This window comes from Collinsella sp. LCP19S3_H3, from assembly GCF_052119145.1.
Taxonomy (GTDB): Bacteria; Actinomycetota; Coriobacteriia; order Coriobacteriales; family Coriobacteriaceae; genus Collinsella.
The window spans coordinates 1-25,924 of sequence record NZ_JBQKFW010000014.1; the positions used below are offsets into that span (position 1 = coordinate 1).

A 25,924-nucleotide genomic window follows, 5' to 3' on the forward strand; every position below is an offset into this window, starting at 1 on the left:
CCGACAGCTCTCCCGCCCACCACTAGGTCAGGTTCTCGGAGGTGGACTTTTCGATGAAGATGGTGCTCCGTGTTTCTGACTTTCTCGTTGTTGGTTACGGGCGTTTCCCTTACCCTGTAACTATAGTATAGGTGATATGGTGGTGTAAGTCAAGTAAAAAACGAAAAACACTTAAACTTTTTTCCGAACCGCCCTACTGATACCCGCCCGGCGACCACTTCTGATCCATGAACCGGCAGTAATGCAGCACCGGCGTAAGCTCCACGCTTCCCAGCTGACCACTGCGGTTCTTCGCCAGATCAACCGTCAAATCACCACCATCACTCCGCGACAGCAACAGGACCTTATCCGCGTCCTGCTCCAGCGCGCCCGACTCACGGAGGTGGTGCAGCCGCGGCGCGCCATTCATCTCCGCCTGCCGGGACAACTGCACGACCACCACAACCGGACAGTCCAGTTCCTTCGCGAGCATTTTCAGCGCCCGGCTGTACTGCGCAATCTCAATCTGCCGCGACTCAACCTTTCCCACAGCGCTAATCAATCCGATGTAGTCCACGACCATCAACCCCAGGGGGCGCTCGCGAGCTAACCGCCGAGCCTTCGCCCGAATCTCCGCCATTGTGATCCCCGGCGCATCATCCACCCACAAGTGAAGGTTGCTCATATCGTCGGCGTGATCCGCGAGCCGCTGCGCTTCATCATCCATCAGCGTCGAGTGCGTGAACCGCCCGAGGTCGATGGAGCACTCGGCGCTGATCGCCCGTGCTGTCACTTCCTGCTTGCTCATTTCTAGGGAGAACATCAACGCCGCCCGGTCGGTGCGGGCGACGTTGCGGGCGAAGTCCAGGGCGAGGGTCGATTTACCGATACCGGGCCGGGCCGCGACGATGATCATTTGCCCCGCCCTGAGCCCGCCCGTGATGGAGTCCAGGGACTCGAAGCCCGACCATGTGATCCGCCCGGTGTCCTGTCGGTAGTAGTCCCGCGTCGCTTCGAGCATGTCGCCCACCATTGACGGGGCATCGGACACGCTGACCGTCCCTAGGTTGTCGAGCTCGGCGCGGGCCTGCTCCACAACCTCGATCGGTTCGACTTCGGGCGATTCCGATAGCTGCTTGATCTTCGCCGCGGCGGCGTACGATTCCCGGCGTAGGTAACCCGCCCGCACGCGCTCGGCGTGGTACATCGCGGAAATCGGAGTTGGGGCCTTTGAGATCAGGTCGAAGATCAGTTGGGCGACATCTCCGATCGTTCGCCCGGAAGCGGCGTTGATCCGGTCGGCGAGGAACACAGGGTCAATCTGCGCCCCCTCCGCTTCCATCTGCTCGATTGTCTCGAAAACGAGTTGGTGATCCGGGCGGTAGAACATCTGCCGGTTCATACCCGAGGACAGAATCTCGGCGGTAGCATCGCGCGACTGGATCATCGCGCCGAGGACGAACATTTCCGACTCAACCGGTGTGAAAACGTTGTCCGATTTACTTGTCCGCTGCATTCGTGTCCTCGCTTCCGGTGGTGGTGATTTCGAGCCACATTCGCGGCTTCTGGCCTTTCTCGTGGTGATGGATCCTGGGCATGATCTTGGTCATGTACTCGCTCGTATCGTCCGGGACGATGCCCGCATCGACAAGCCCGTCCCAGCACGCTTTCGCCGTGGCGACGAGGTTGTCCTCGTCTCTGCGGCGGTTATCCGGCGGTAGGTAGTGGAGCCGGGTGGTGATGTGGCCGAGGTTCCGGGGGACGGTCGCGCGGGCGCGGTAGGCTGCTTCCTTCCGCACCGCCGCCACCGCCGCCGCCTTCTTCGCCCAGTGACCCCGGTCGTTGAGCGACAGTGGGGGGCGGGTGAACGACATGGGGAGGTTCCAGGACCGCATCAGAACGGCGGCTCGTCGCTGTCGAACCCAGCCGCGCCGGTTCCCCCGCCGGTGTTGCCGGACGGGGTGGAGCCCCACGGGTCGCCCATGTCCGCGCCGGGGGCCGCGCCCGCGCCGTCGCGGGTCTTACGGCACTTGACTCCGATGGATGATGCGCGGCACTCCAGGCGGCTCCGGCGCTCGCCCTGCTCGGTCGTCCACGACCGCTGAACGAGGTTGCCGAACACCATGACGACTGTTCCCTTCCGCACCTGCTGGCCAACTGCTTCCGCGCCGTTGCCGAACAGCGCGACGGGAATCCACGTCGTGGTTCCGTCCACCCACTCGTTCGCTTCCTTGTCGAACCGGCGGGACGTGCTGGCTACGTCGAGGGTGACCCACGGCTTGTTGTCCTGTGTGTACCGGACTTGCGGGTCTTCCTTGACTCCGCCCTCGAAAAATAGGGGGTTCTCTCCCTGCTTCATGTCTACTGCTCCTTGTCGGTTGTGACGGTCTCGCCGTCGATGATGGTGGTGTCCTCGGCGGGCTGCTCGGCCTGCTCCGGGGCCTTGTCGGCTGGTTGCTGCCCGTTCTTGTCATTATCGCCGCTGAACCGGCGCGTGGCGATTTGCGAAATGCGGTTCATCTCACCCACCTGCCGGGCCGCGTTCGCCCGCTTCCACGCCGCCTGCAGTTCCTCGCGAGTGCACGTCTCCGGGTCGAACCCCTCCGGGTGGAGGGAATCGGTACGCGGCGCGGCGGGACGCTCCGGCTCCACAATGTCGGCCTGAACCTCGTCGTTGGTGTAGACACCGGATAGGTCGAGGGGGAACGCGGACCGGAGGGCGAGGGCTGCGGCGCACTTCTGCAGCATCAGGGCGGGCTTCTCCTGCCACATCGTGTTCGGCACCTTCTTGCCAAGCTTCTTATCCCACCGGGTTCCGACGTACTCGCGGAACAGGGCGACGGCGGGGAACCGCTCGCCGTTACGGACCACGACGGACTTCGATGCCACCGGCGGCTCGTCCGCGACCCACACGTCATGCCACACTCCGTCCGGTCCGCACCACAATGGGTCCTCGTATCCGAGCGTTCCGTGCGTCCGCTCGGTGGTGCGCTGCGCGACGAGTCGGAAGCCGTCGATGCCGGTCTGGATCGTCCAGTTGCCCTGGCGGTTGATCATGTAGATCTGCCGGGCGAAGGGGTCCAGGCCGGTCCGCTTGCACGTGTGGAAGAACACCTGAATCTCGGCGGGGGCTGCGCCTTGTAGGCCGATGGATCGGAGTGCTTCGATCTGCACCGGTGTGAAAGTGTCCTGCTCGGCGGCGATGGTGAGGGATCGGCTGCTGTACTGGTCAGTCATGGTTAGCTGTCCTCCGTGTTTTCGACTTCGTCGGCTAGGCGGTGGAGTGAGTCACCGGTGACGCGGGCGAAGCGGGCGAAGTCTTCGGGGCTGTCGAACATGGCTGCGGTGTAGACCATTGCTCGCATGATTTCGTTGCGGCACTGTAGGTCTTCGGTGTTGGTGCCGAGTCCGTTGTCGGCCATAATGTCGGGGAGGTTGTTCCTGACGGTCCCCTCGGGGTCGAGGATGTAGGGGTGGTTGTCTGGGTAGCGCTCGTATGGCGCTTCGGGGTTGAGCATGTTTGCCTTTCTATGCTGGTCACGGTGTTCACCATAAACACCTACTTAAAGTTTACCGGATAGTTGTGGGGAAATCAACCTCAACGCTGCCACTGCTTCGGAACCGGCTTAAACCGCCACCGATCGCCCGACCGCGTCGCCACGACACGACCATCCGCCGTGATGCACTCGCCATCCACACCGGCGACGATGACCCGCGACCGAGCTGCATCCAACTCCGCCGCCGCTTCCTTCTCGCGCAGCTTCGCAGCCGCGTACTCGAAATACACATCGCCCACCTCAACCGCCTGCACCGTCGCCGGGGTCATAGCAGCCAACACCGGCCACTCCGAGGACGGATTCGTCCGCTCCGGCTCCCGCTCGCACACACCCCCCGGAAGCGTCGCGACGAACTCCCCGATCGTGTCCACCGTCATTTCGATATCGAAATCAGTGTAGGTGACCCAATACTCGGTGAGCTCCAGGAACGGGCCGAGGACCACGAACACGACATCGCGCAGCCCAGTGACAGCGCACTGCCACAAGCCCTGGAGCCAGTAGTGCAGCGGGACACCGTTGGTTTCCGGCGTTCCCCATCCGCTCGTGTCGGCCTGGGTCTTGATCTCCATGAGCGCGACGCGGCTCGTGGTTGCCAGCAGCCGGTCGGGGGTTGCGTAGGCCCATGTCCACCGGCGCGACTGGAACGTTCCGCACGTTGTGACGGTCCATTCCGGGTTGTCCTCGGCCCACCAATCAGCGACACCGGCTTCGAGGTGCCGACCGCGCCGGGTCGCCTCGGTATCCGCTTCGGGCGCGTCGAAATGACCGGCGAGCTGGTGCCACATGATCCACGGGGTTCCGCCCCACGGGTCGCAGTCCATGATGCCCGCAATCTTCGACGCGGTGACCCTGCGCCGCCATTCCGCCGTTCCGGGCTCCACGCCCTCCGCGACGGTCGCATGCTCACTGATGATCGCTTGCACATCTACCACATCTGCCATGCCACGTTTCCTTCATCGTCCAGAAGCACAGCCCCGCCGTAGCGGGGAAGCCGTGCCGGTGTTTCCTCGGGTCGCTGGTTCGCTTTCAGCAGCAGCCCATTGTCGTGCGCCCATCCGCGCCGGGACTCCACCCGGTCGTGACAGGCCGCGCATAGAACCAGCCCGTTCGACGGGCGGTTCACGTCCGCATCAGCGTCGCCATGAACCCCGCCCATCCTGCGGGGCTTCCGGTGGTGGTAGTGCCCGCCCGGCTTTTTGTTGCATAGCTCGCACACGCCGTATGACCGGCGGCTCATGATGCGCTTGTCCTCGACGCTGAACCCCTCCTTCACCACACGCCCCCAATGAGGTTGTCGGGGACGAACACCAGCGTGATCGCGTTCGGGGCCGCGTCGCGGGCCATGATCTGCGGGATGGTGTCCGGGGCCGCGTCGCCGGTGATGGTCTGCCCAGAGTCGGGGTTAATGATCACGTACTCGACGCGGTCGTACACGTCGTTGGGGTAGATCATGACGCTGTCGTGCTGCACTAGTTCCCGAGCTCGTTCGAGTTTATCTGGGAACACTGTCGGCATGATTTTGGTGAGATCGGTCAGGGCGATGTCCAGCTCTAATCCGTCATACACGCTGTACTCCGCGCACACCTCATTCACCGCGTCCATCGTGAACGGGCGGGGTGTGACCTCGAACGTCGCCGTCGTGAACGGCCCTCCCTCTATCTCGACTTCCGCCGTCCAGCGGATAATGGTCTGCCCGTCGGTGATCCGAACCTGGTCGGTTCCGAGTAGGCCACGGCACCGGGCCGCGAGCGCTTCGGTGAAATTACGCATAAGCGGGTTCCTCAATCTCGGTAAATGACAATTCGGTTGGGGTGGTGACACCGCTCGTCCGAGACGGGATGATCGTGTCAATCACCCGCCCGCCGCTGCCGCCCCTGCGGATCGCCCGGATGCGCCACAACCACGACATTCGACGCGCCGACAGGCCGACCGCGACGTGCCGGACAGCTCCGATGGCGTACAAGCCACCACCGCCGGATGCCGCGGCTTCCTCGATCAGGTGCAGCGGAACCTCCCCCGTGGCGACGAGGGGGGCGATGCCGTCGAGGAACATGTTCATGATCCTGCCCTCAACCGGGCCGCACTTGCCGACGACGATGGTGCGAGCCACCGACCGCCAATCACCCTCCGGGTCCAGCGTCCACTCACCGGAGCGGATCGTCCGAGGGAGCGGGGACAGGTCCGTGACGATCTGATACTGGTTCGCCCGCTGCGCCGTCTGCTCCACGATGGTGCGCAGTGGCACCCCTTCGTCCTCCATCGCCGTGATGCCAGCTTCGGCGGCGGCGTGAGCCGTCCGCTCGTCAATCCACCCTGCCGACGTGTCCTTCGGTTCTTCGTGGAAGACATCCTCCGACGGGCGCGGAGCGCCGCCCGTGTTGTTAGATGATTTTTTATTAGTTAATTCTTTATTTGGGGTTAAATCCTTACCCCCCGTTTCGAGCAGGGATTTACCCGCCCCCCCGGCTACAGGTTTAACCCCCTTCATGGTCGCCAGGGGGACTGTGAAAACACTCGTTGTCGCTTCCCGGTGCTCGACGCTGATCACTCCGAGCTCGTCAAGACGGCGGAGCGCGTTCTTCACCGACGCGCGGCTCAATCCGGTTTCCTTCGCGATGTACGCCGCGGACGGCCAGCACCGCCCGGATGATCCGTTAGCCATTGATGCGAGGATGTCGAAGACAGTCCACACGCTCCCAGGTTCGCCCCATAGTTTCCGGCGATCTCGGTCGTAAGTTGCGGTCCATGCGGACGTTGGTGTATAGTCGTTCATAGCAGAACGCCTTTCTGTGAGTTGGGACCCCTCGTTAGCGCGGGGGGTCTTTTTAATGCTTCAGGGTGGGGATGACGACGGGGGTCAGTCGGATAACCGATGGGTAGGGGCCACGTCGTTCGCGGGTGATCAGGCCGAGCTGTTCGAGTAGCTGGAGTGGCTGCTGGATCATCGCAATAGTCACGTTGAATACCTTAGTCAGTTGTGACATCGAGACTTCCACGACTCCGTTGTCGTCGGCGTGGTTGATGATCCAATCGAGAATGCTGTAGACGCGCTTGTTCGCGTCGGCTTCGGATAGTCGGTGAAGGGCGGCGGAGCCGATCACGGGGGCTTGCATGGTGCTTGTACTGCCTTTCCTGTGGATATGAATCTTACACGTATAGTTTACCAGAAGTTTCTGGTCTGGTACAACACTCACGACACCTGCCGACGAACATCATCCAACAACCGCTCCGGAAGCGGCGGAAGCAGATCCGCGACCGTCTTGTCCTGATGCGCACGCCGGATGAACCCGATCGCCAGATCATACTTGCTGCTAATCACGCGGAGCTGCTCGCCCTGCTCCGCCACGACACGCTGCACGTCCTCCAGCTTCGCGGTTAGCACCTTGATTTTCTTATCCTGCTCCGCAGCTTTATTGCTCGCGAAGTCCTGAATATCGTCCACCAGGGCTTGATACTGGTCCGCGACCGATTTCCGGTTATCGAATAGGCCGGTGATAAATGCGGTCAGCACGGCACCGGCGAGGCCCACCAGACCGACGACGACCGCGGCTAGGCTTTCGCTCATTCGGAATCTCCCTCACCCTCGCAGTGCGTTGATTTGACGATGATCTGCTCCACCGGGGGGGCGCGAGAACGCCCAGAAGATCGTCGCAGCTACCAGTAGGTACACCACAGACGCCATCGACCCGAGTGGGTAGTTACCGTAGACCTCGGCGATTAGGTACATACCTCCCCATATCAGGTAGATAAAGAACAGGCCCCCGGCGGCGATAGCTCCGCATCGGCGGGTCAGCACCGCGCAGATTGCGAACGCACCGACGATGATCCACACAAATGCCCACAGGTTCGGACCGCCCCACTGCTCGACGGCGGGGAGCCGACTCGGGTTCCCCAGCATCGGCAGGTAGAACAGGCCTTTAATGAGCGTGCCGACTCCGTAGATTCCCAGCCCCGTCCAGGGCGACCCGAGCCCACGGCGGAGCCGGACCAGTGGTGGCTCCTTCTCCTTCTCCAGCAGGGTCATGCCGCCCCCTCCGCCCCGGGGGTGTTCCCGGTGAGGTTTACCCGGTAGCCGCGAGCACAGTAGTCAATCGTCCGTCCATCCCACTGCCGCCAGGACGATAGATGAAGGTAGGCATCCTCCAGCGACGGGGACCACGGATGGATGCTCGGCGCGTACATCGACGGTTCCTGTAGGCGGGTGACGATCTCCCGCGACTTCGTCCACAGCGCATCCGGGCGATCCGCCAGGCGAACAATCACGCCACGCTTCTCGTCGCAGTACGTGAGCACCACCTTCCCGTGGATGTACTGCGCATTGATTTCACCGATCGCGCCTTCGGGCGTGTCGGGGAGAAGGATGGGGGTCGGGTTGATGTGCCGTCCCCACTCCCACCGTGTACCGGTCCAGCCCCAGAACTCCCACGACGCGTCGTTGCATAGGTGCCGCCAGTTCGCCCGGCGGAGGTAGATACCGCTATCCGGGCCGCGCTTCCGCCCCTCCGGCGTGCCGAACACATAGACGTTCTCGTCGCCCGGCAGCATCACCATAGTGTTGTTCTGGAAGTAATGATCGCGTCCGCGATTCACCCACTCGTATAGGGTGCCCAGGTTGTTCTCGTGACGGCATACGTCCCACACCTCGGCGTGCGGTTCATTCGACCAGAACCAGGCTGCGGATAGGGTCCAGCACATCCGCTGCACACCGCCCTGGCCCCACCGCTTCACACGGAAGCCGTTGCCGAGGTAGTTCCCATCGGGGAGCTGAATCACATCATTCGGGATGATGGTAAATGCGTCGAAGTTCCTGCCGTTCACCGTCCCGGACTCGCCCACGTGCCGGTAGGGCCACATCTGGTTCGCGTAGTTGATTCCGTGGATTGCGTTGTCCCACACGATGCCGCGCGTGGTGACATCCCGGTTTGACGAGCGGAGCCCCACGGGCGAGCGCCAATCACCCTGGCCCGGTGTCCCGCCGGTGAAGGTATCGCCGAAGACCCCGCCGACCCATAGTGCCTTCCCGCCATTGACGGACTTGCCGCCCTCGAACAAAAAGCCGAGGTCTGTCCCGCCGATGCCGAACCGCTGCGTGGGCTGGTCAGTCCCGCCGTTGCCCGCCGAGGTGTGGATGAACGTGCCAACCGGCACGTCGGGGACGATGGATGCTGGGATGATCTTCCGCGCCCAGCTGAATACCTGATTAATGAATGACATCATTTCTGCTCCTATCCGGGGTAGATGGAACCGTGCTGCGAACCAGCACGATCAACACTCACCGGGGCTGCGTGCTGACCGTACTCCGCCGACTCGTCCATCGGAGGGTTACTGTCCGCAGCGCCGACCGACTGGTATGGCTGCTTCTTCTCGTTGATGGTGTCGAGCAGTTCCCGGCTCATTTGGTACATCCGCTCCATCGCGGCCACGGTGGCTGCGGTCTGCGCGGCCTGAACATCGTCCTCGGTCGCCGTCGAGTTCGACCCGCGGTTCAGCTTCACCAGCGCTAGACCACCGGCGACCATGCCAGCGAGCTCCGGGGCATAATCCAGCCACGCCTGCGCCTGATCACTCGTCGCTTTACCCGACAGCAGCATCGCGGCCGAGAACACGAACGCCGCGGCGTAGATCACCCCGCGAACGATGATGGACACGTCAATTCCCTTGATTTTCACTTACTTCTCACCCTTCTTGATTCGGTTGATCAGATCTTCGTTAGCGAGGAACAGCAGCTCGACGGGCGTGCACGCGCCCGTGTCCGCTAGCTTCTTCTTCGCGGACGCGATGACCGACTCGGCATCCCACCCGGCGAAGTCGGGGAGCCCGTCCTGCCGGTACTTGTACCCGGCGAGCTGCTCGAACGACAGTCGGGCGTAGTCCTCGGCGGTCAGCTTCGACGCGAAGACTGGAGGGCCGACTTCCGCCCCGGGCGGGGTGGTGTTCCCCTCGCCCTGAAACAGGGCGCGGAGCTTATCCATCCCGCCGCGGAAGGCGTTCGCGTCCACCTTCATCCCGGCGACGACGGCCCGGTCGGTGAACTGCCACATCGCCACCTCCAGACCGCCGTAACCAGCCCAGCCAGCGTCCCCTGCGGTCGAGTACAGCGCCGAAGCGTAACCCGGGGTCGTGGACGGGTAGTTCGAGGACCACAGCGGCGGGAGCCCGGACAGGTCAGGCTTCCCGGCCTTCGTCCAGTACCACCGGGGGAGGTAGGTCAGGATCACCCGGTAGCCCCGCCCGCGAAGCGCGGACACGATGCCGTGCCACAGGCCCGGGTCGTAGCCGCTCTTGTCCTCGATGTCGAGTGCGACGGGAACGTCCTTCTCGGGTAGCTGCGCTTCCAGCGCGGCGGCGTGATCCTCCGGCGATGTTTCCTCGCGCACGTAGATGTAAGCAGCGGCCAGCACGCCGTTAGCCTTCGCGTCGTCCAGGTGCGACCGGAACACCGGGTCGCGCCACGTCCCCTCGGTCGCCTTGATGATGGTGAACGCGAAGCCTTCCTCCTTCACCCGGCGCAACGAGAAGCCGTTCTGATGGTTCGAGATGTCCACGCCGAAGAGCACATCGCCCCCGGCTGGTGATTCGCCGGTGACGGGGGCGCGACCACCACCGGGCGGTGGGTAGGCCGCGTCCTGGAGCCAGGTTTCCGGGTCCACGCGCTTCCCGCCGTAGCCACGTTCCCACACCGTGACGTGGAGGTGCGGGCCCGTGGACTGGCCATTCGACCCGACGTAGCCGAGCAGCTGCCCGACCTCCACCCGGTCGCCCAGTTTCAGCCCCGTGGCGAAGGCGTTCCACATGTGCCCGTACTCGACGCAGCCCCCGCCGTCCGCGTCGGACGAGTCCACGACGATCCACTGCCCATAGCCCGAAGCGGGTCCGATGTACTGCACAGTTCCAGACTGGACGGCGTAGAACGGGGTGCCGTCCGGGGCGGCTAAATCTGTTCCGGAGTGTGATTCTGGTCGGCCCGTCACGGGGTTGATCCTGCCCGCGAACCGGGATGTGATGGTGAATGTGTTCTTCGGCATCGGCCACTGTCTGCTCATAGGTTGAGTCTAACCGGCGCGACCGCCCCGTCCCCTATACATGAGGAAGCCCCCTCGCCATAGCTGCCCACTAGGCGAGGGGGAGGTCGTAGCAACACGGGCCTTAATCCCTTCGGAACCGGCCCCCAATCTGCTGTCTGGAGGTCAGCGGGGACTGGTCCTGCTTGCGGTCTAGAATACCACGCCCCACCCGCTCCGCTTCGTCCCCCGCGTCAGCGACTCCGCAGACTGATATAGCCCCATAACCTCGGAATCTCCGAGCAGCGCTTCCTGGATGATCAGCTCGTCCACCACAACCGCCCCGGCGGACACGCCGACGGTCATGGTACGGGGACGGTCGAAGTTCACGAGGTTGAACAGCCCGCCGCTATACGACTGCACGGCAACCAGCGTGCCGTTGATATACATGCGGGCGCGGCACCCGCCCCATATCGTCGTCCCCTCGACGGTGAGGGTCACGAGGTGCCACCGATCCGGTGATAACTGCTCCGACCGGGCGCGGAGCGCGAACCCGCCCGAGGACAACCGCACCCACCCCTCGACCGTGCCTGGAGGATAAACCGAATTGGCGCCGTACACCCGCGCACCCATGCCGGGAATGTTGCCCCACTGAAACAGCTCCGCGGTCGCGGAACTCGCAGAGTACCGGAACCACAGTGATACCGACACCGGGTAGCCTGCAGCAGCAGCGGACGACACCGGGATAGTCGCACCAGCGTTCGCGGGAATCGACAGCGCCTGACCATCCACGCCCTGCACGTACACCGGGGAGCCAATCATCGCCCCGCCCGTGTTGAGCCGCCCGTCGAATGACTCATGTGTCTGAACCGCCCGCGCCGTCCTGACCCAGTCCTTGATACTCATGCTAGGACTCCTGCACCCGAAGCGTAACCGTCACACCCGCCGAGGACGCGGACGAGATCGCAACCCGCACCGGGCCCGTGATGGGGACGGACATCGCCGACTGCTTCGACACCACCCCATCCCCCACGGTAATAGACCCGGTCGCCCCACCGCGCAGCGTCACAGTCACCGCCGAGCCGGGGGTGCCGACCGCGACACCGATATGCGTGATCTTCAACCCCGCCGCGCCCGTGCCGATCAGTAGGGGCGGGGACACTTCCTCGCCGTTGATCGTGCCCGGCACGCTGAACGGGATAACGTAGGCGGGCTTCGCTTCCGCCTTCGTCGCGTAGGTCGCCCCGGCTTCGGCCTTCGTCAGCAGCGGGGCGATCGCTTCCGCGAGCTGCTTCGGGGTCGTCGCAGCCGCCGCGAGCCGGATGTACTCGTTCGTTTCATCCGACAGGCGGAGTGTCACATCCTGCTCCAGCGTCCCACCCCCGGCGAGCCCGTCCCCGGCGATGATTTTCCGACCGAGGACTTCCGCCGACGCGGTGGCCTGCAACTCGCGGAGCCGCTGCACCAGCCGCTCCACCGTCGCGGAGTCCGCCGAATCGTCATTCTTGATCTGCTCGATGATCTCATTGAGTAGATCGTCGTAGTTAATTTCAGCCATCGTTACGCTCCTGCTAGGAAGATCATGCGGAATTGTGATTCCATTCCTCGGATGTTGCCAGTCGCCCCGGCGTTACCCTCGGTCGTCCAAATCCACGGGTACAACCTTGTCCCTGCGGTGAGGAACTCCACGCCGGTCGCCATACTGATCTGACCGAAGCCAATATCGTTCCACAACACGAGCCCCCGATCACCCGCGTTAATGTCCGTTGTCAGGCCGCAGCCCTTAGCGCCGGGGATGGTGGCGAAACCTTGCCGGGCGTACAGGTTGTACCACCCATCAACCGGGGCGACGAGGTACGGATCATTCGTGGATGCGTTCGCCACGCCACCGTAGTTCTTGCCGACAACGAGCTTCCCGTCCGAGTAGGCGCGCATACGGGTAAACCGTGCTGCTGGCGGGTCGTACTGCGGCCCGGTCCAGCGGAGCACACCGTAGGGCTTCGTGCGGAACGACGGCGCGCCAAACAGCGCGGTCGCCTGGTCAGCCGATAGGGTGCCAGCCGGGCCAGCCGGGCCCTGCGGACCCTGCGGGCCAGTATCGCCGCGGAGTCCCCTATCACCCTGCGGTCCCTGCGGACCGACGAACGCAAACGGGTCCGACCACGACGTACCATTCCACATCACAGCTTTACCGCTATCGGTCATGACGTAGGTGTCACCCACCGCCGCCGATGGGGGCAGTGATGCCGAGGATGCGACCTCCCCGCGAACGATCAACGACCGACCGTCCTTACCGGGTAGGCCGGTATCGCCCTTCGGACCCTGCACACCTTGAAGCCCGGTATCACCCTTCGGACCGGTCGGCCCAACATCGCCCTTCGGACCCTGCGGACCCATCGGACCCTGCGGGCCAGTATCGCCCTTCGGGCCCTGCGTGCCTTGGATGCCCTGCGGGCCGCGCGGACCAGTCTCGCCCTGCGGGCCACGGAACAATGGTGCAGCGCCCTCGGGCGGGAACTTCGCCCCATCCCACACGTAAATCCGACCATCAGCGGTGACAACCCAGCCCTTGCCCTTATCAGACGAGGACAAACCCTTCGGGAGATCAGCGTAAGTCGCGACCATCGACTCGTACGACACCGAAGCGCCGTCCTTACCGTCCTTACCCGCCGCACCAGTGTCGCCCTTCGGGCCCTGCGGACCCTGCGGACCCTGCGGACCCTGCGGACCCTGCGGACCCATCGGCCCCTCCGGCCCGCGTGGACCCTCCGGCCCGGCGACCGTGCCGATGGACTCGACCTGTCGCGTCGCTTCCTCCGCCGCCGTGACGGAACGCTCCGCAGCAGCAGCAGCGAGCGCAGCGTACTGCTCCGCTTCCACCGACACCTGATCCGCCGCGACCTGCGCCGCGTCCTTCACCAGGTTCATCACCTGCTCCACAGCCATTTCCGACCGAAGCGCAGCCGTCTCCGCCTGCTCAACCTGCGCCGACAAATCACCGAACTGTGGAATCACCGCCCGGACTTCGCGGGACGTTTCCAAGTCCCGGCCTACCCGCATCACCAGCGCATCCCCATCCACGCGGATGCCCAGCACCGACTCGCCGGGCAGCGTCTTAGCCCGGTCCTCGATCATCTGGAACACCTCCGCCATAGTGGGGAAGTACTGCGCCGCCGCGGGGAACTCAATGTAGTCGATCAGATCGACCCACCCTTCCTCCAGCAACTGCTTGATGTGCGGGGTGAACCGCACCATCATCTGCTCGTTGTGTCGGAGGAACGGGGTCGGCTTCCCATCCCGGTCGGCGGTGAGGACGGCGTGAGTGCCCTGGATGCGCACCACCACACCGAACTCGGGAACGTTATCCGCCGGGACGGGGATGCGTCCGTAATCCTGTTCAAGTGCCATTGTTGTGTGTCCTATCTAGTCGAGCTATACGGGGTCGGGGAAGGCGAAGAATCGCATGGTGTTCGAGAATGCCCAGACGAACGCGGTCGGCCTACCATCGCGCGGGTGAGCATCGCCCCACGGCACCCGGACGTAAGCGTTCGTCACCAGTGAGACGCGGAACCGAACGTCCAGCGATTGTCCCGCTGGAACGCGAATCTGGTCCAGCGTCGAGGTGGCTTCCGGGGTGGACTGCCACGTCGTAATCGGGGGCCACTCGTCCCCACCCATCCCATTGAACGGTGCGAACAGGCCCGCGCCCCACTCCGTGTTCCACGTCGGCTCCGTCGTCGGCTCCGGGGCCATGATTTGCGTAAGCCCATCGGTCCCGACCCGCGTCGTGTACGACTCTCGGAGAAACACAGTGTGCGGACACGTCGTGCTCATGGTTCGGCGAGCGCGTTGGATCTGAACCTGAACCGTCACAGGAACTCCGAAGTCGTTCTTCCAGTGCCCGCGCTGCTCAATCAGAATCTTCTGGTTATCAATCGGCGAGTGCTCTTTAATCTCCCCGTCATTAACCGAGGGCGTGCGAGTCTCCAGCACCACGCGGGGCATCGCGGCCCGTGATAGATGCAGCACCCCGTTCTCGGTCGAGAACTGACGGGATGTGCAAATGGTGTTAGCCATAACCTCTATGTCTCCTTCTTACCCTGCGGCTCCGACTCACGCCGGGCTACAACGGTTCTCACTCCGGTGTCCAGATTATCGGCGACGAGGTCCCCATACCGGCCCACACTCAACTGCCACGGCCCCAGAGCGCGCTCCAGCCGCCTGACACGCCGCTCCAACTCCGCGATGTACTCCGCATCCGTCCGCGCTGTCCTACCCATGATCCTGCTCTCCTATAACGGCGTTCCGGGCTTGACCCAGTCCGCATCGTCGGCCTTATCCTTCTGCGAAGCGTTGGCCTTACCGGCCTGCTCCTTCTCCCACGGCGACTTGAAGTCGTTCGTCAACGGCGGCGGGAACTCCTCGCGAGCCTCCCACGACACCGACGGAGGAACGAGGGACAGTTTGATCCCATCCGGTGAGAACGCAACCTTTTCGATCATCAGGTCGCAGCCGACCCGCACGCCGGTCTGAACCGACGAGACAGGCACACGCACGCCGGGAACGAGCTCATGCAACGACACCGGCGCGTCGGCGCGTAACCCAGCCCCGCCGACACTCACCGCCACCGGGGCGACCGCGAACTGGTCCAACGTCGCCTGCGCCTTCGTCTCGCACTCCTGAACCGTCACGAGCTTGTTCCCCTTCACGATGGACTGGAGGACGATCCGGTCATCCTCAATCGCCCGCTGCGCCCACACACCCTCACCCTTGACGAGCACGTCAGTAACCACATCCTTGCCAACCTTCGTCACAACGACATCATCGCCGAGGTGCCGATCCGACAGTGGTGCGGTACGATGCCGAGCCCCGACCGGTCCGACCATCAACGACCCGCCGACAAACGTCCACTCCAACCCAACCTCGGTCAGATCATCGACCACATCATCCACGAGGACACTGTTAGCCGTCTCGTTCACCACGACCCAGATTCGGGAGTCCAGGGCGTGAATGTGATCAGCGATGTGCAGCGGGTCGGACGGGCCCATCCCATCCACCACGAGCTGCTGCATCACCTGCGATGCGTCGCGTTGATCCCAGAACCGCCCGGACGGGAGCCGACGGCGCTTGAACAGACAGGCACCATCCGACGCGGTGACGGTCAGCGACCCCTTCGCCGCCTTCGTCTCCGTCACCAGACCGTGCCACGCGACCTCGCTACCCGCCCAGAATGTGAGGGTGTGCAGCCACGGCTCCACGCGGGAGCACAACACCGGCGATGCCGCGATTTTGATACTCGCCTTCGAGATGTCGCACAGCACCCGGTCGAAGTCCCAGTCGCTAATGTCCTCACCGGACTGCCAGATGATCCGCCCGGAAGGCTCCGCGATGGTCGCGCCCCACCTCGGTTGTCCCAACGTCGGCATGGCTACACCTCCCACGTCACGCCGGTGACTTCCACCGTCGCGATCGTGTCCTGCCCAGCATCAACCACGAGGGTGTAGGGAGCGCCGCACGTCATCACCGGGGGTCGCCACGGCCCACCGGCACGCCCGACCATCACCGGCGTGGCATCAACACGCCGACCATCCGGAAGGTCAGCCCACGCCGCCCCGGAACGCCCGTCGAGGGTGAGGACACTATCCGCGGGGAGGTACGTTGCCATAGCTTCGCCGACGGTCTGGCAGTCCAGCGCCGCCCCATCATCGACCACAAGCCCACGCGCCCAGCGGATGCGGATGTTCCTTTCTTCCCGCCCCGTGGAGCGGACCACGACGGTCGGCAGCATCTCACCGGTCAGGGGGATAGCGCCCTCCCTGATTGTGAACACGGATCGTCGCGAATCAATCGGCATGCAACCGATCTCAACGCCCGGCGCGGTCGGGCGGGGCAGCGTCCACAGGTCGCCCATCTTCGGATCTAGTAGCACGCCCTCGTCGTCATCACAGTTCGCCGGGCACGTCCCATCCGCGTCGAGTTCTTGGAACCTAGCGGTCATCACCTCGCCCGCCGACAGGCTCCGCGGCCCGAGCAACACAACGGGGCTGCGCCATACCCTCGGCACCAGCGCCGTCAGCTCGAACTCCACCACCGCCATACACGGCGCGTAGTCCCCACGGTCATTCGACACGCCGTAGCGGTTCGTCACCTCCGGGGTCTTCGTCACCACCACGCTCGTCAGCATCCGGGTCAGCTGCCCGGCACGCTCCCGGACATCAGCCGGGCGCTCCCACTGCCGATAATCCGGGCACGATTCGAGGAACACCAAATCACGCGGGCCGCTATCCCCCCCGCACCCATCCGCGAGCAGAGAACGGGTCAGCCACCGCAGTCCCCACTCCAGGCCACGGGAAGTCGCCGCCATAAGCAAGCATTCCACCTTGACCTCGCGAGTGGGGAGCCTACGCCTGCCGACCGAACCGCCGTCGCCCGTGGCTTCGGTGACATCCTGATCAATCTTCGTCGTGTCGAGCCCGTCAATATTCAGGCCGTACACCCCGCCGAACTCCAACGACTCCGGCCTGCCCGCCTGAACCCACGGGGCCCCGGTTTGCTCCGGGGTGATGTAGTCCTCGTCGCCGAGCCACACGTGCTGCTGGCCCCACGAATCATCCCAAATCAGCTCAAACGAGCGGGAACAGATACCGTGGAGGGCGTGCCCAGCCGCCCGGCGGGAGTTAATCAACTCCGCGCTTCCGAGACTCAAATAGCCGTTGTAACTCACCACGCGCTCCTAATAAGTCGCTGCTCGACGGCATCGGCCACGTCCTCACCGTCGCCGCTCCCGTAGTAGTTCAGGGTCACCTCAACCGTCCTCACGCTCCGCCCGCCGCTGTCGCCGGTAATGGTTGCACCAGCGTCGCGGAGGGACTGCCAATCAGCCGACCCGAGGAACCCGACGAGCTCCTCAAACGCGCCGGTCTGCCTAGGCGACAGCACCCGCTCCGCCTGCGTCGTCTGCTTCGAGAACAAGCCCCGATCCGTGATCAACCCGCCACGGTCGTAACCATGCCCGTGACCCCACATAGTCGTAAGGTCCATGCCATAGCGGGACTTGTAGTACCGCAGCGCCGCGACCATGTTCGCGAACGGGTTCGTGCGGTCGTTCGGCAGCTCCGGGTCACGGTGCGCCGCGAACGTCGTCGGAATGATCTGCAGCAGGCCAAGACCCGCCGACGCGCCGGTGCCGTTCACATCCACGATTTCCTGCGCCCGGTTCGGAATACCACCGGACTCGGACTGAATCTGCGCGATCATGGCATCGACTTGGCGTTTATCCTGCCAGTTGAAGCCGACGCGGGCCATGGCACGCTTCGCCATAGGTCGCCACCGCTCCGCGCCGACACCGCCGGGGTCGCCCATCATTTCCTCGGACAGCTTCGTAATCTTGTCGCGGGTGATCTTCCCCAGCGTCTCCGACAGCTTCTGCGGATACGTGTTGATGATGCCAGCGTGCGACTGCGCCCACCCGGCGGCTGCGGAACTCATGCGTTCCTGGAATGGCTTCGTCAACCCGCCGATGATGTCCACCATCGACGCGCCGCCGCCCATGCCGGGCACGAACGCGCCGGAATCAGTCACAATGAGCGAGAATCTACGGTTGAACTGCGAATCATTCGCACCAGCAGCATCCGAGGTACCGAACTTTACACGTGAGTTGATGCCACCGGACTCGACGTTCACCGCGGGGATGCCCGGCGCTCCGCCGATCGTTCCGGCGGTGTGGACATCCGAGATGCCGACGGCGAAGCCCGCCGCCAGGCCGGGCTTCCACGCGCCCTGCTGCGAACCGGGGAAATTGCCTGTAGCCCATTGACGTGCGCCGGACCCGCCGAGGATCACATCCGCGATGCCCGACATGAAGCCAGAACAGTCCGTACCACCATCGCCATGCGCCGAGCCGCCCCACACGTAGGGACGACCGTTGCGCGACCGGGCCCAGTTGTATCCGCGGAGCAGCGCCTTCCACGCCGGGGTTCCCTCCGCCAGACTGCCGCCCTGATACCGCGCCGCAACGTTCGTGAACGTCTTGTCGCGCAGCATCGCCCGGCGCTTCTCCGGGTCGCGGAGGACCTGCGGGGCGACGCGGTACGAACCCGAGTTTAAGGCGTTGAGGTTATCCACGCCGATGTTCCGAACGGCCTTAGCGTTGAGGACGTACTCGTGGTTCGACAGCAGCGCGGGGATCTTGTCGTCCTTCGGCCCACCCGGGCCTCGCACCAGACCGCCCGTGGCGAACCGTACGGGGTACGGGGCCATCTTCTGTGTCCCGAGCAACTCGGACGCGGAGTTCCACATCCCGACGATGCCGTCGTTAAACACCGACTGGATCGCGAAGCGGACGGGGCGGGCGGTGGCTTCACGCACCTGATTCCACTGCTGCGCGATGTTGCCAGCAGCCCACCCGAACGTGTTCGCCGTGTACGTCAGCGCCCCGCGGATACCAGCCATAGCGGGGTTCACGCCCGTGTTGAGAACATTCCACGCGGTGTTCGCGATGCTGAACAACGCGGGGTTCACGACACCGTAAGCATTCCACGACGTGTTAGCGCCAGTAGCGTTCGACGCGGCCTGCATCCCCAGCATCGCCGGGGTCCACGCCATGCTCGTCATAGCCAACACCGCCGAGCCGGTCGCGGACATTGCGGTCTGCATACCCAGCATCACCGGCTGGAATTGCGTGTCGTTCATGGTCTGCGCGGTCGTGCCGACGCTCGCGAGGGCGGGGTTCACCACCTCGCCGGTCTGCTGCTGCGCGGTGGCTCCCCACGCCAGCATTGACTCCTGCTGCTGCTGCATCATCGCGCCCAGGGCGGCACCATCACCGGGCATCTGGGCGACACTGTCTACCGCGATTCCGGGCACCGGGGCGGGAACCACCGGGGCGGCGACCGTGGGGGCCGCGACCTCCGGCAGCGACACATCAGCCGCCGAGTTTGCCAAGCTCTGCGCCGCGCCCTTCACGCTCCCAGCCATAGACTGCACGCCATTGATTAGGCCCTGCCCGATGTTCTCGCCGTAGCCCGCGAACACGCGCGACGGGGAGTGAATACCCAGCGCCGACTCGAACGGCTTGCGGATCCACCCCGGAATCTTGTCGAGGAAGTAGCTGCCGATCTTCCCGGCGAGGGAAGTCATGCCGTTGATCAGACCTTGGACGATGTTCTTGCCGGTGTCGATTAGCCACGACCCAGCATCCGACAGGGCTCCGCGGATACGCCCCGGCAGGCCCTTGAACCAATCAATTACCCCGCCGATAGCCTGACCCACCCGCCCCGGCAACGGCGCGACGTGATCACGCCACCACCCGGACACGGCATCGCCCATTGCCGCGAACTTGTCCTTCGTCCACTGCCACGCCTGGCCGAACCAGTCCTTGATCGCGGTGACGGCCTGGCTAATCCACCCGGGGAGCTGCACCAGCACGTAGATGAGCCCGGTGATGGCACCAATGACCACACCAACGATCGTCACGACCGCGACGATCGCGCCGACGACCAGACCAAGACCAATGATGATAGGCGTGAGCAACACACCACCAATGATCATCAGCACCTTCTGCAGAACAGGCCAATGATCCGAGATGAACCCGCCGACCGCTTCACCAATCCGCTTGAAGAAGTCCACGACCTGCGACACGATAGGCCACAGCGTCGTGTTCCAGAAGTCCATGAACCACGACCCGAACGCCGCGACCTTCTCGGTGATGGTGTCCCACACCGGGGCGATGATCTCCGCGATGCGTCCCCACGTGTCAGCAATCCAAGTGTAGATGGGCGATAGGACGGACTCCCACACCCACATAAACGCAGTACCGATGACGTCCCACACGGCGCTGAACGCGGTTGCGAGTCCAGAGAAGATCCCGCCGAAGAAATCAACCAAGCCGCCCCACACCGCCGTGATGATGTTCCACGCGGCCTGCGCCCCATCCACGAGGGTCTGCCACACTGCCTGCACCCCGCCGGACTGGAACCAGCCGACGATCGCGTCCCACGTCCCGACGACGATGTTCTTGATCCACGTCCACGCGGTAGCCACCACATTGACAAGGCCGTCCCACACGCCCTGCCAGAACTCGCGGAACCCGGCGACGTTATCCCACAGAAGTTTGAACACACCGATGATGCCGACGATAGCGGCGATGACGAGGGCCACCGGCCACATAGCAACGAGCCACGACCCGGCGATAACAGCGGCGTTCGCGACGGCGGCGATGCCCGCGCGGACCCACCCACCGGCTATCATGCCCAACGCCTTGACACCGGCTCCAAGATTCTTCGGGGCGGCGATGATCCACGCCCCGGCGATGCGCCCAGCGTTCACGATAGCGGCACCGGCGGCTTGTCCCCACCCGGCGATCATCGCGCCGAACGCACGGGCGTACGTACCCAGGTTCTTTGGTGCGGCTATGATCCACGCGGCCCCAGCCTTGATCGCCTGAACCGTCGCCACCGCAGCCATGCGCACCCACCCGGCGATGATCTGAACGAACGCTATCGTGTACTGCACCAGGTTCTTCGGCGCGGCCATGATCCATGCGGCGGCGACACGCCCGGCCTGCACAAGTGCCTGACCGCCCAGCATGACCCACTGACCGATCATCTTCGCCACCTGAATCGCCATAGCACCAGCGGCCCTAGCCCACCCAGCAACGGTCGTCCACGCCGCCGCGACCATCTTCGCCCCGGTGATGGTGGCCTGCAGTCCGCCCAGGACAAACCCGCCGATCATGCTCCCTAGCGAAGCCAACGCGCCGACCGCCATAAGCGACACGGCACCCGCGACGACACCACCAACTACGATCATTACACCCTTGAAGGCATCCGCCGCCAGCGACCCCTCGCCGAGCCACGTCACGAAGTCCTTAATCGGCTGGTTCAGCCCCTTGAACACGCCGGTGAGGAACTCCACAGCCTTCGTCATCGGGCCGATCATGGGTTCCAGCAGCGTCGCGCCGAACGCGGACAGTGAGGTCTTGAAGTTCGCAATCTTCGCCGGGAGGGTCTGCCCCATATCCTTCGCCAGCGACCCCGTGCCCTTATTGATAGCCGTGACGAAGTCCTCGAACGAAATCTTGCCGTCCGAGATTGCCTTCTTTACATCAGCCTGGGACATGCCCATGCTGTCCGCGAGGTACTTCGTCGCATTGACACCAGCGTCGGCCATTTGCGCCATGTCCTCGCCCGTGACCTTGCCCTGGGCGCTGATCTGCTGCATCACACGCCCCACGTCCACGCCCGAGCCCTCCGCGATGGACGATAGGGCCGTGAACGCTTGGATCGCGGAGTCCATCGGCTTGCCGAGCTCCACACCAGACTGCGCGAACATAGCGGAGTACTTCGCCGCATCCGCCAAGGACACCGACGTTCCCGTCACCTGCTCGGTCAGCTTCGCCATTTGATTCTTCGTCTGCTCCGCCGACAGGCCCACGGATTTGAACATCACCTCGGCACGCTGGATGTTCATCAGGCGGTCGAACCCGCCCTTTAGGATCGCCATAGGCCCGGCGATAGCGCCCACGGCCACGCCGATCCTGCCGATAGCGCTCGGAACGCGATCAGCGGTCTGCTCCGACTCCTTCAGTGCGTTGGTGATGGACGTTTTAATCGACTCCGCCGCGCCGCGTGCCGAGGAAGCCACGCTACCCATCGTCGCGGACACGCGACTCACCATCCCGGACGCAGCCGACGCGACACCGCCGAAGCCGTTCGCGAAGGACACGCGGATACCAGAAGCGGCACCCGACGCGGCCCGTCCCACACCATCCAACGAGGACGACGCAGCCGACGCAGCCGAGGATGTCGAGGACGCAACACCACTAATGTTCGATGCCCAGGACGACGACACCCGGCTCGCCGCCGACGCGCCCTTACCCGACAGATCAGTCAGCGCCGAGGAAGCCACCGCCGCGGACTTCTGCGCCGACGTGCCAACCTTCCCCATCTCCGCCGCCCACGACGACGACGCATCACGCCCCGCCGAGGACGCGGACGCAGCAACATTCTGGAACTCCGTGCCCACGTCCTTCACGGACTTCTGCGCCGCATCGGCACCCGATTTCACGCCCCGGTTGAGGGCATCCCCCGCCGCTTTGCCGCTGCGGTTGAAGAACGTCTGAACGTCCTGCTCGAACCTGCTGAAATCAGCCTCAATCGTCACCCGCGCCGTGCCGACAGTCGCCATACCATGAACCTCCCGATCCTACGCCCCATACTCTACCGTGCTAAGCGTCCAGCGCTTCCAGCATCGCCGCCTGCGCCGCCATGTCCGACGGGTCGAACCCCGCGGGCTTCTCAATTGCCCCGGTCTTGACACGCGGCTTGTAAACCTTCTGCCGATACCGCGCTCTCTCTTTGTCGTCCTTGTGGGACTCTAGGATCATGAACTCTACCGCGTCGAGCATCGACCCGAGTTGCCGGATCTGCACCATCGGCTCCGGGATGCCCGACGTGATTAACCGGCCCCGAACCTGCGCCCAGCTCTCCACCAACGCCGACGACAACGCAGCCACCGCCGAGAACGGCTTACCCGTCGCCGCTTCCAGCCATTCGATCAGCAGCTCCGCCGGGGCATCCTCCGGCAGTTCGTATTTACCCCGCGCGTCGAACCAAACCGCATCGTCGTCTGATAGGTGCTCCACGACGATGTCCACTATTTCTAGGTACTGGTCATTCGGGCTCATGCCCGCCAGCTCGTGGATACGTAGAGCGACAGCCGGGCCGGGAGACGAAAACTCCCAGTCCCGGCTGTACGCGCGAACGATCAGCGCCACGGCCTAACGCTTACGCAACTTCGCTTCGCGGGCCTTCTGACGAGCCGCCTTCTCCCGCTCCGCCTTCCGGCGTTCCTGCCGGTTCGCGAACGACTCCCACTCCTGCTCCGAGTCGTTATCCACGACGAGCTCTTCGAGCATGTCCACCATCGCCGCGATGGACTCATAAAAAAACAGGGACGAACCGCGGCGTAGCACCTCGTCACGCCACGCTAGGAAATCCTCCGGGTCGATATGAGTCTGGCAGAAGTCCGACATGATCGCGGTGCGCTGCACATCATTGATCAGGCGCGAAGACACATCCGATGCGAACAGCGTCATCTCGGCCGAGGTGGGGCGGGTCACCAGCAGCGTCCGGCCCAGCATCTTCGACTCCACCTCGACCGTCTCCGGGTCGATGCCGTCAAACGAATCGACGCTCAAATCTCCATGTTCCGCAACCGGGGCATCCGCATCACCGTCGAGCTCCGCGAGCTCGCGTCGAAGCTGCTCCCGACGATCCTCCGCGGACTCCACATCGGCCTTGAACGCCGCTGCCTTATCGTTTGCCATGATTCCTCCATTAGGGGATATGTGTGGTGTGTTTCCACACCAACTTATCACGATTTCCGGAAGGTGAACCCGTTCCGGCTCGCTGCGAGCTCCGCCGATTTCGCGAGCCACGGCTGCGCCTTCGTCCCCGGGTGATGCACCCGCTTCGCGAACCGCACCGTCCCGCCACGCGGCACCCACGCGAGGACGCGTTTATTCCTCGGCTCAATCACATGCGCCCGCGTGCCCTCATGAACGAACATTGCGTACGACGTCTTGTTCTCCACCCCGGCGACGACCTTCGTTCCCTGCACCACAATCGGCGTGGTCTCATTCGCGCCGCGGAGACGACCAGTATCCGTGGGGGTAATCCGGTTCGCGACGAGTTGTGTTTCCGCCTGGGCTTTACGCACCAGCTTGAACACCGGCCCAGCCGCGCCCGCCGTGACCTCCGCTATGCCGGCCCGGTTCGGGGTGAAAACGATACCGCTACTCGGCATCGGACGGGTTCCCATCGTCCACCGCAGCCGGGGCGGTGCGGTCATCCCACATGCGGATTAAATCACGGCGCGGGGTCTGCTCGTGGAAGTCAATCCCCATCTTCGTCAGGAACTCCGCCCACGCCGCCCGGGTCGCGTTCTCCGCCGGGGGCTGCGGAGCGAAATCCTCCACCACAACCACCATGCCATTAGCGATTAGGTTGTCAATATAGGCCGTGCGGGTAACGGTCGTCTCGTCTCCACGCTGCCAGCCCATGACGTTGCGGACCCAGCGGATACGAATGTTGAAACTGTTGCTCATGATTGATCTCCTACATCAACTCGAAAATTATGGACCGGTACACGGCCACGGTGCCACCCTCCGGGCCGTACACCTCAACCGGGTACAACGCCGACGAGCGGACGTGATGCTCCATTTCCAGCTCCTTCGCCGCCCGGCACGTCGCCGCCCACAACCGGTCCTTGTCGTCCTCTTGGATCGCGAACTCCCGCTCCATCGTCTCAATCGACGGGAGGACACCACCATCACCCAACGCTTCGGAACATCGGGCGATGCCGACGGTGAACTCGACGGCGAGCCGCCCACCGCACTGCGGAATCTCCGCGGGCGACGGGAACGTCTCCGTCCGGAACCTAATGCCGGACATGACCCACGCGAGAACGCACGTGTCGAAATTGTCCAACGCGGGGAGACTCACGCCGGGGCGGAGCTCCGTCCCCCCGGACACGCCACCGACCGGTGGGGCCTCGGAATCGTTGAACGCTTTATCCATCCACCGCACCAGCGCGGCGGACACCTGATCGGTCCTCGCCATTATCCGAGCACCTCCGAGTCCTCCGCTAGTGCGTTAGGGTTCACCGACCGTATCCACGAATCAACCTCCGGCAGGCCGGTGAGCCCCTCCCCAATAACCTCCGCCGGGTCGGCCATGTGCACCGACACTCCCTGCCGGGTCACCTGCGTGGCGTATTTGGGGAGTCGGCACCGCCCGGAATCGACACATTGTAGATACCGCTCCGCCGCGAGCCTGCCAACCATGAACCCCGCCGAGGGGGGCGCGGGAATACCCCGCTGGTAGTGAATCGCCGTCGGGCGAGCCCCACGCACCACCACCGCATCCCCCGACACCGCGAACTCACCATCGGACCCGTCCGAAAGCTCCACCCGAGTCACCTCGAACACCGGGCCGGGCAGCACGATCCGCATACACTCCGCTGTGGACACATCCACGTTGAACCACTCGCCCCGCCACAGCGTCGGCTCGCACCGCAAACACTGCTCAACCCCCGGGTGATACACCGCCGGGCACACCCCGAACTGCCGACCCGTCAGCGCCCACAGAATCTCCGTAGCCGTATCCACAGCCAGGCGGGCCACATCCTCTTTACCCTCCGGGATAGGGGGGAAGCACGACATGTCTACCGGCCACTCGCAAAGGTCACTCATACCGGTAATGCTACCAACCACGACACCCCTCCCCGGGTCGGGAAACGAATAAACCCCGCCCCCGGGTAATGATGGTCCTCCGCACCCATACGCCGGATCAATCGCTGCTCACCACAAGACAACGAGATCACAAG

28 protein-coding genes are annotated in these 25,924 nt (G+C 64.1%); all 28 read right to left on the reverse strand.

Features of this window, described 5'->3' with window-relative positions; all coding sequences use genetic code 11:
• Positions 1 to 193 precede the first annotated feature (193 nt).
• On the reverse strand, positions 194 to 1,495 hold the full coding sequence (locus ACTQZF_RS07600; RefSeq protein WP_441031727.1) for a replicative DNA helicase: 1,302 nt from the start codon (positions 1,493 to 1,495) through the stop codon (positions 194 to 196).
• A complete protein-coding gene (locus tag ACTQZF_RS07605; RefSeq protein ID WP_441032680.1) occupies positions 1,479 to 1,853 on the reverse strand; it encodes a hypothetical protein in 375 nt (124 codons plus the stop codon). The genes ACTQZF_RS07600 and ACTQZF_RS07605 overlap by 17 nt, the downstream gene beginning before the upstream one ends.
• Positions 1,854 to 1,873: 20 nt before the next feature.
• Positions 1,874 to 2,338: a single-stranded DNA-binding protein gene (locus ACTQZF_RS07610; protein WP_441031723.1), complete on the reverse strand. Its 465-nt coding sequence runs from the start codon at positions 2,336 to 2,338 to the stop codon at positions 1,874 to 1,876.
• 2 nt (positions 2,339 to 2,340) lie between these two features.
• On the reverse strand, positions 2,341 to 3,216 hold the full coding sequence (gene bet, locus ACTQZF_RS07615; protein WP_441031721.1) for a phage recombination protein Bet: 876 nt from the start codon (positions 3,214 to 3,216) through the stop codon (positions 2,341 to 2,343).
• A 2-nt stretch (positions 3,217 to 3,218) separates the two neighbouring features.
• A complete protein-coding gene (locus ACTQZF_RS07620; protein ID WP_441031719.1) occupies positions 3,219 to 3,497 on the reverse strand; it encodes a hypothetical protein in 279 nt (92 codons plus the stop codon).
• A gap of 80 nt (positions 3,498 to 3,577) precedes the next feature.
• Complete coding sequence (locus ACTQZF_RS07625; RefSeq protein ID WP_441031717.1) at positions 3,578 to 4,477, reverse strand: YqaJ viral recombinase family protein; 900 nt, start codon at positions 4,475 to 4,477, stop codon at positions 3,578 to 3,580.
• A complete protein-coding gene (locus ACTQZF_RS07630) occupies positions 4,462 to 4,809 on the reverse strand; it encodes an HNH endonuclease signature motif containing protein (RefSeq protein ID WP_441032685.1) in 348 nt (115 codons plus the stop codon). Before ACTQZF_RS07630 ends, ACTQZF_RS07625 begins: the two co-directional genes overlap by 16 nt.
• Positions 4,806 to 5,306 carry a hypothetical protein gene (locus ACTQZF_RS07635; RefSeq protein WP_441031715.1) on the reverse strand — a complete coding sequence of 167 codons (501 nt, stop codon included), beginning with the start codon at positions 5,304 to 5,306 and terminating at the stop codon, positions 4,806 to 4,808. Before ACTQZF_RS07635 ends, ACTQZF_RS07630 begins: the two co-directional genes overlap by 4 nt.
• Positions 5,299 to 6,198 carry a helix-turn-helix domain-containing protein gene (locus ACTQZF_RS07640; RefSeq protein ID WP_441393990.1) on the reverse strand — a complete coding sequence of 300 codons (900 nt, stop codon included), beginning with the start codon at positions 6,196 to 6,198 and terminating at the stop codon, positions 5,299 to 5,301. Before ACTQZF_RS07640 ends, ACTQZF_RS07635 begins: the two co-directional genes overlap by 8 nt.
• Positions 6,199 to 6,361: 163 nt before the next feature.
• Positions 6,362 to 6,649 (reverse strand): hypothetical protein, encoded by a 288-nt coding sequence (locus ACTQZF_RS07645; protein ID WP_441031712.1) that lies wholly within the window; start codon positions 6,647 to 6,649, stop codon positions 6,362 to 6,364.
• Between the two features lie 77 nt (positions 6,650 to 6,726).
• The gene (locus ACTQZF_RS07650; RefSeq protein ID WP_441031710.1) at positions 6,727 to 7,101 is read right to left on the reverse strand and encodes a hypothetical protein; all 375 of its coding nucleotides are present in this window, start codon (positions 7,099 to 7,101) and stop codon (positions 6,727 to 6,729) included.
• 12 nt (positions 7,102 to 7,113) lie between these two features.
• The gene (locus ACTQZF_RS07655) at positions 7,114 to 7,560 is read right to left on the reverse strand and encodes a hypothetical protein (protein ID WP_340034933.1); all 447 of its coding nucleotides are present in this window, start codon (positions 7,558 to 7,560) and stop codon (positions 7,114 to 7,116) included.
• Complete coding sequence (locus ACTQZF_RS07660; RefSeq protein WP_441032689.1) at positions 7,557 to 8,753, reverse strand: DUF4185 domain-containing protein; 1,197 nt, start codon at positions 8,751 to 8,753, stop codon at positions 7,557 to 7,559. The genes ACTQZF_RS07655 and ACTQZF_RS07660 overlap by 4 nt, the downstream gene beginning before the upstream one ends.
• Positions 8,754 to 8,761: 8 nt before the next feature.
• Complete coding sequence (locus ACTQZF_RS07665; RefSeq protein WP_441052914.1) at positions 8,762 to 9,205, reverse strand: hypothetical protein; 444 nt, start codon at positions 9,203 to 9,205, stop codon at positions 8,762 to 8,764.
• Positions 9,206 to 10,579, reverse strand: a complete 1,374-nt coding sequence (locus ACTQZF_RS07670; protein ID WP_441032695.1) for a peptidoglycan DD-metalloendopeptidase family protein — start codon at positions 10,577 to 10,579, stop codon at positions 9,206 to 9,208.
• 171 nt (positions 10,580 to 10,750) lie between these two features.
• Complete coding sequence (locus ACTQZF_RS07675) at positions 10,751 to 11,443, reverse strand: LamG-like jellyroll fold domain-containing protein (RefSeq protein WP_441031703.1); 693 nt, start codon at positions 11,441 to 11,443, stop codon at positions 10,751 to 10,753.
• Position 11,444: 1 nt separating this feature from the next.
• A complete protein-coding gene (locus ACTQZF_RS07680; protein ID WP_441031701.1) occupies positions 11,445 to 12,095 on the reverse strand; it encodes a hypothetical protein in 651 nt (216 codons plus the stop codon).
• Between the two features lie 2 nt (positions 12,096 to 12,097).
• On the reverse strand, positions 12,098 to 13,945 hold the full coding sequence (locus ACTQZF_RS07685; RefSeq protein ID WP_441031699.1) for a hypothetical protein: 1,848 nt from the start codon (positions 13,943 to 13,945) through the stop codon (positions 12,098 to 12,100).
• Between the two features lie 24 nt (positions 13,946 to 13,969).
• Positions 13,970 to 14,614, reverse strand: a complete 645-nt coding sequence (locus ACTQZF_RS07690; RefSeq protein WP_441031697.1) for a DUF7172 family protein — start codon at positions 14,612 to 14,614, stop codon at positions 13,970 to 13,972.
• 215 nt (positions 14,615 to 14,829) lie between these two features.
• A complete protein-coding gene (locus ACTQZF_RS07695; protein ID WP_441554979.1) occupies positions 14,830 to 15,963 on the reverse strand; it encodes a hypothetical protein in 1,134 nt (377 codons plus the stop codon).
• 2 nt (positions 15,964 to 15,965) lie between these two features.
• Positions 15,966 to 17,261, reverse strand: a complete 1,296-nt coding sequence (locus tag ACTQZF_RS07700; RefSeq protein WP_441554980.1) for a hypothetical protein — start codon at positions 17,259 to 17,261, stop codon at positions 15,966 to 15,968.
• Positions 17,258 to 22,723: a tape measure protein gene (locus ACTQZF_RS07705; protein ID WP_441554981.1), complete on the reverse strand. Its 5,466-nt coding sequence runs from the start codon at positions 22,721 to 22,723 to the stop codon at positions 17,258 to 17,260. The genes ACTQZF_RS07700 and ACTQZF_RS07705 overlap by 4 nt, the downstream gene beginning before the upstream one ends.
• 40 nt (positions 22,724 to 22,763) lie before the next feature.
• Complete coding sequence (locus tag ACTQZF_RS07710; RefSeq protein ID WP_441031780.1) at positions 22,764 to 23,312, reverse strand: DUF7240 domain-containing protein; 549 nt, start codon at positions 23,310 to 23,312, stop codon at positions 22,764 to 22,766.
• Positions 23,313 to 23,315: 3 nt separating this feature from the next.
• Entirely contained in the window at positions 23,316 to 23,864 is a 549-nt protein-coding gene (locus tag ACTQZF_RS07715) for a hypothetical protein (RefSeq protein ID WP_441031778.1), read from the reverse strand.
• Positions 23,865 to 23,911: 47 nt separating this feature from the next.
• On the reverse strand, positions 23,912 to 24,343 hold the full coding sequence (locus tag ACTQZF_RS07720) for a hypothetical protein (RefSeq protein ID WP_441032707.1): 432 nt from the start codon (positions 24,341 to 24,343) through the stop codon (positions 23,912 to 23,914).
• Positions 24,333 to 24,644, reverse strand: coding sequence for a hypothetical protein (locus ACTQZF_RS07725; RefSeq protein WP_441031775.1), 312 nt, complete (start codon positions 24,642 to 24,644; stop codon positions 24,333 to 24,335). Before ACTQZF_RS07725 ends, ACTQZF_RS07720 begins: the two co-directional genes overlap by 11 nt.
• Positions 24,645 to 24,654: 10 nt before the next feature.
• Entirely contained in the window at positions 24,655 to 25,158 is a 504-nt protein-coding gene (locus tag ACTQZF_RS07730; protein WP_441031773.1) for a hypothetical protein, read from the reverse strand.
• Positions 25,158 to 25,811: a hypothetical protein gene (locus ACTQZF_RS07735; protein ID WP_441052903.1), complete on the reverse strand. Its 654-nt coding sequence runs from the start codon at positions 25,809 to 25,811 to the stop codon at positions 25,158 to 25,160. The genes ACTQZF_RS07730 and ACTQZF_RS07735 overlap by 1 nt, the downstream gene beginning before the upstream one ends.
• Between the last annotated feature and the right edge of the window lie 113 nt (positions 25,812 to 25,924).

Excerpts from the sequence above, each read along its gene's own strand:
- ACTQZF_RS07680 (WP_441031701.1), bottom strand. The coding sequence starts at position 12,095 with ATGGCTGAAATTAACTACGACGATCTACTCAATGAGATCATCGAGCAG.
- ACTQZF_RS07725 (WP_441031775.1), bottom strand. The coding sequence starts at position 24,644 with ATGAGCAACAGTTTCAACATTCGTATCCGCTGGGTCCGCAACGTCATG.
- ACTQZF_RS07705 (WP_441554981.1), bottom strand. The coding sequence starts at position 22,723 with ATGGCGACTGTCGGCACGGCGCGGGTGACGATTGAGGCTGATTTCAGC.
- ACTQZF_RS07625 (WP_441031717.1), bottom strand. The coding sequence starts at position 4,477 with ATGGCAGATGTGGTAGATGTGCAAGCGATCATCAGTGAGCATGCGACC.
- ACTQZF_RS07720 (WP_441032707.1), bottom strand. The coding sequence starts at position 24,343 with ATGCCGAGTAGCGGTATCGTTTTCACCCCGAACCGGGCCGGCATAGCG.
- ACTQZF_RS07670 (WP_441032695.1), bottom strand. The coding sequence starts at position 10,579 with ATGAGCAGACAGTGGCCGATGCCGAAGAACACATTCACCATCACATCC.
- ACTQZF_RS07675 (WP_441031703.1), bottom strand. The coding sequence starts at position 11,443 with ATGAGTATCAAGGACTGGGTCAGGACGGCGCGGGCGGTTCAGACACAT.
- bet (WP_441031721.1), bottom strand. The coding sequence starts at position 3,216 with ATGACTGACCAGTACAGCAGCCGATCCCTCACCATCGCCGCCGAGCAG.
- ACTQZF_RS07635 (WP_441031715.1), bottom strand. The coding sequence starts at position 5,306 with ATGCGTAATTTCACCGAAGCGCTCGCGGCCCGGTGCCGTGGCCTACTC.
- ACTQZF_RS07650 (WP_441031710.1), bottom strand. The coding sequence starts at position 7,101 with ATGAGCGAAAGCCTAGCCGCGGTCGTCGTCGGTCTGGTGGGCCTCGCC.
- ACTQZF_RS07610 (WP_441031723.1), bottom strand. The coding sequence starts at position 2,338 with ATGAAGCAGGGAGAGAACCCCCTATTTTTCGAGGGCGGAGTCAAGGAA.
- ACTQZF_RS07640 (WP_441393990.1), bottom strand. The coding sequence starts at position 6,198 with ATGGCTAACGGATCATCCGGGCGGTGCTGGCCGTCCGCGGCGTACATC.
- ACTQZF_RS07730 (WP_441031773.1), bottom strand. The coding sequence starts at position 25,158 with ATGGCGAGGACCGATCAGGTGTCCGCCGCGCTGGTGCGGTGGATGGAT.
- ACTQZF_RS07600 (WP_441031727.1), bottom strand. The coding sequence starts at position 1,495 with ATGCAGCGGACAAGTAAATCGGACAACGTTTTCACACCGGTTGAGTCG.
- ACTQZF_RS07605 (WP_441032680.1), bottom strand. The coding sequence starts at position 1,853 with ATGTCGTTCACCCGCCCCCCACTGTCGCTCAACGACCGGGGTCACTGG.
- ACTQZF_RS07645 (WP_441031712.1), bottom strand. The coding sequence starts at position 6,649 with ATGCAAGCCCCCGTGATCGGCTCCGCCGCCCTTCACCGACTATCCGAA.
- ACTQZF_RS07695 (WP_441554979.1), bottom strand. The coding sequence starts at position 15,963 with ATGCCGACGTTGGGACAACCGAGGTGGGGCGCGACCATCGCGGAGCCT.
- ACTQZF_RS07620 (WP_441031719.1), bottom strand. The coding sequence starts at position 3,497 with ATGCTCAACCCCGAAGCGCCATACGAGCGCTACCCAGACAACCACCCC.
- ACTQZF_RS07690 (WP_441031697.1), bottom strand. The coding sequence starts at position 14,614 with ATGGCTAACACCATTTGCACATCCCGTCAGTTCTCGACCGAGAACGGG.
- ACTQZF_RS07715 (WP_441031778.1), bottom strand. The coding sequence starts at position 23,864 with ATGGCAAACGATAAGGCAGCGGCGTTCAAGGCCGATGTGGAGTCCGCG.
- ACTQZF_RS07685 (WP_441031699.1), bottom strand. The coding sequence starts at position 13,945 with ATGGCACTTGAACAGGATTACGGACGCATCCCCGTCCCGGCGGATAAC.
- ACTQZF_RS07655 (WP_340034933.1), bottom strand. The coding sequence starts at position 7,560 with ATGACCCTGCTGGAGAAGGAGAAGGAGCCACCACTGGTCCGGCTCCGC.
- ACTQZF_RS07660 (WP_441032689.1), bottom strand. The coding sequence starts at position 8,753 with ATGATGTCATTCATTAATCAGGTATTCAGCTGGGCGCGGAAGATCATC.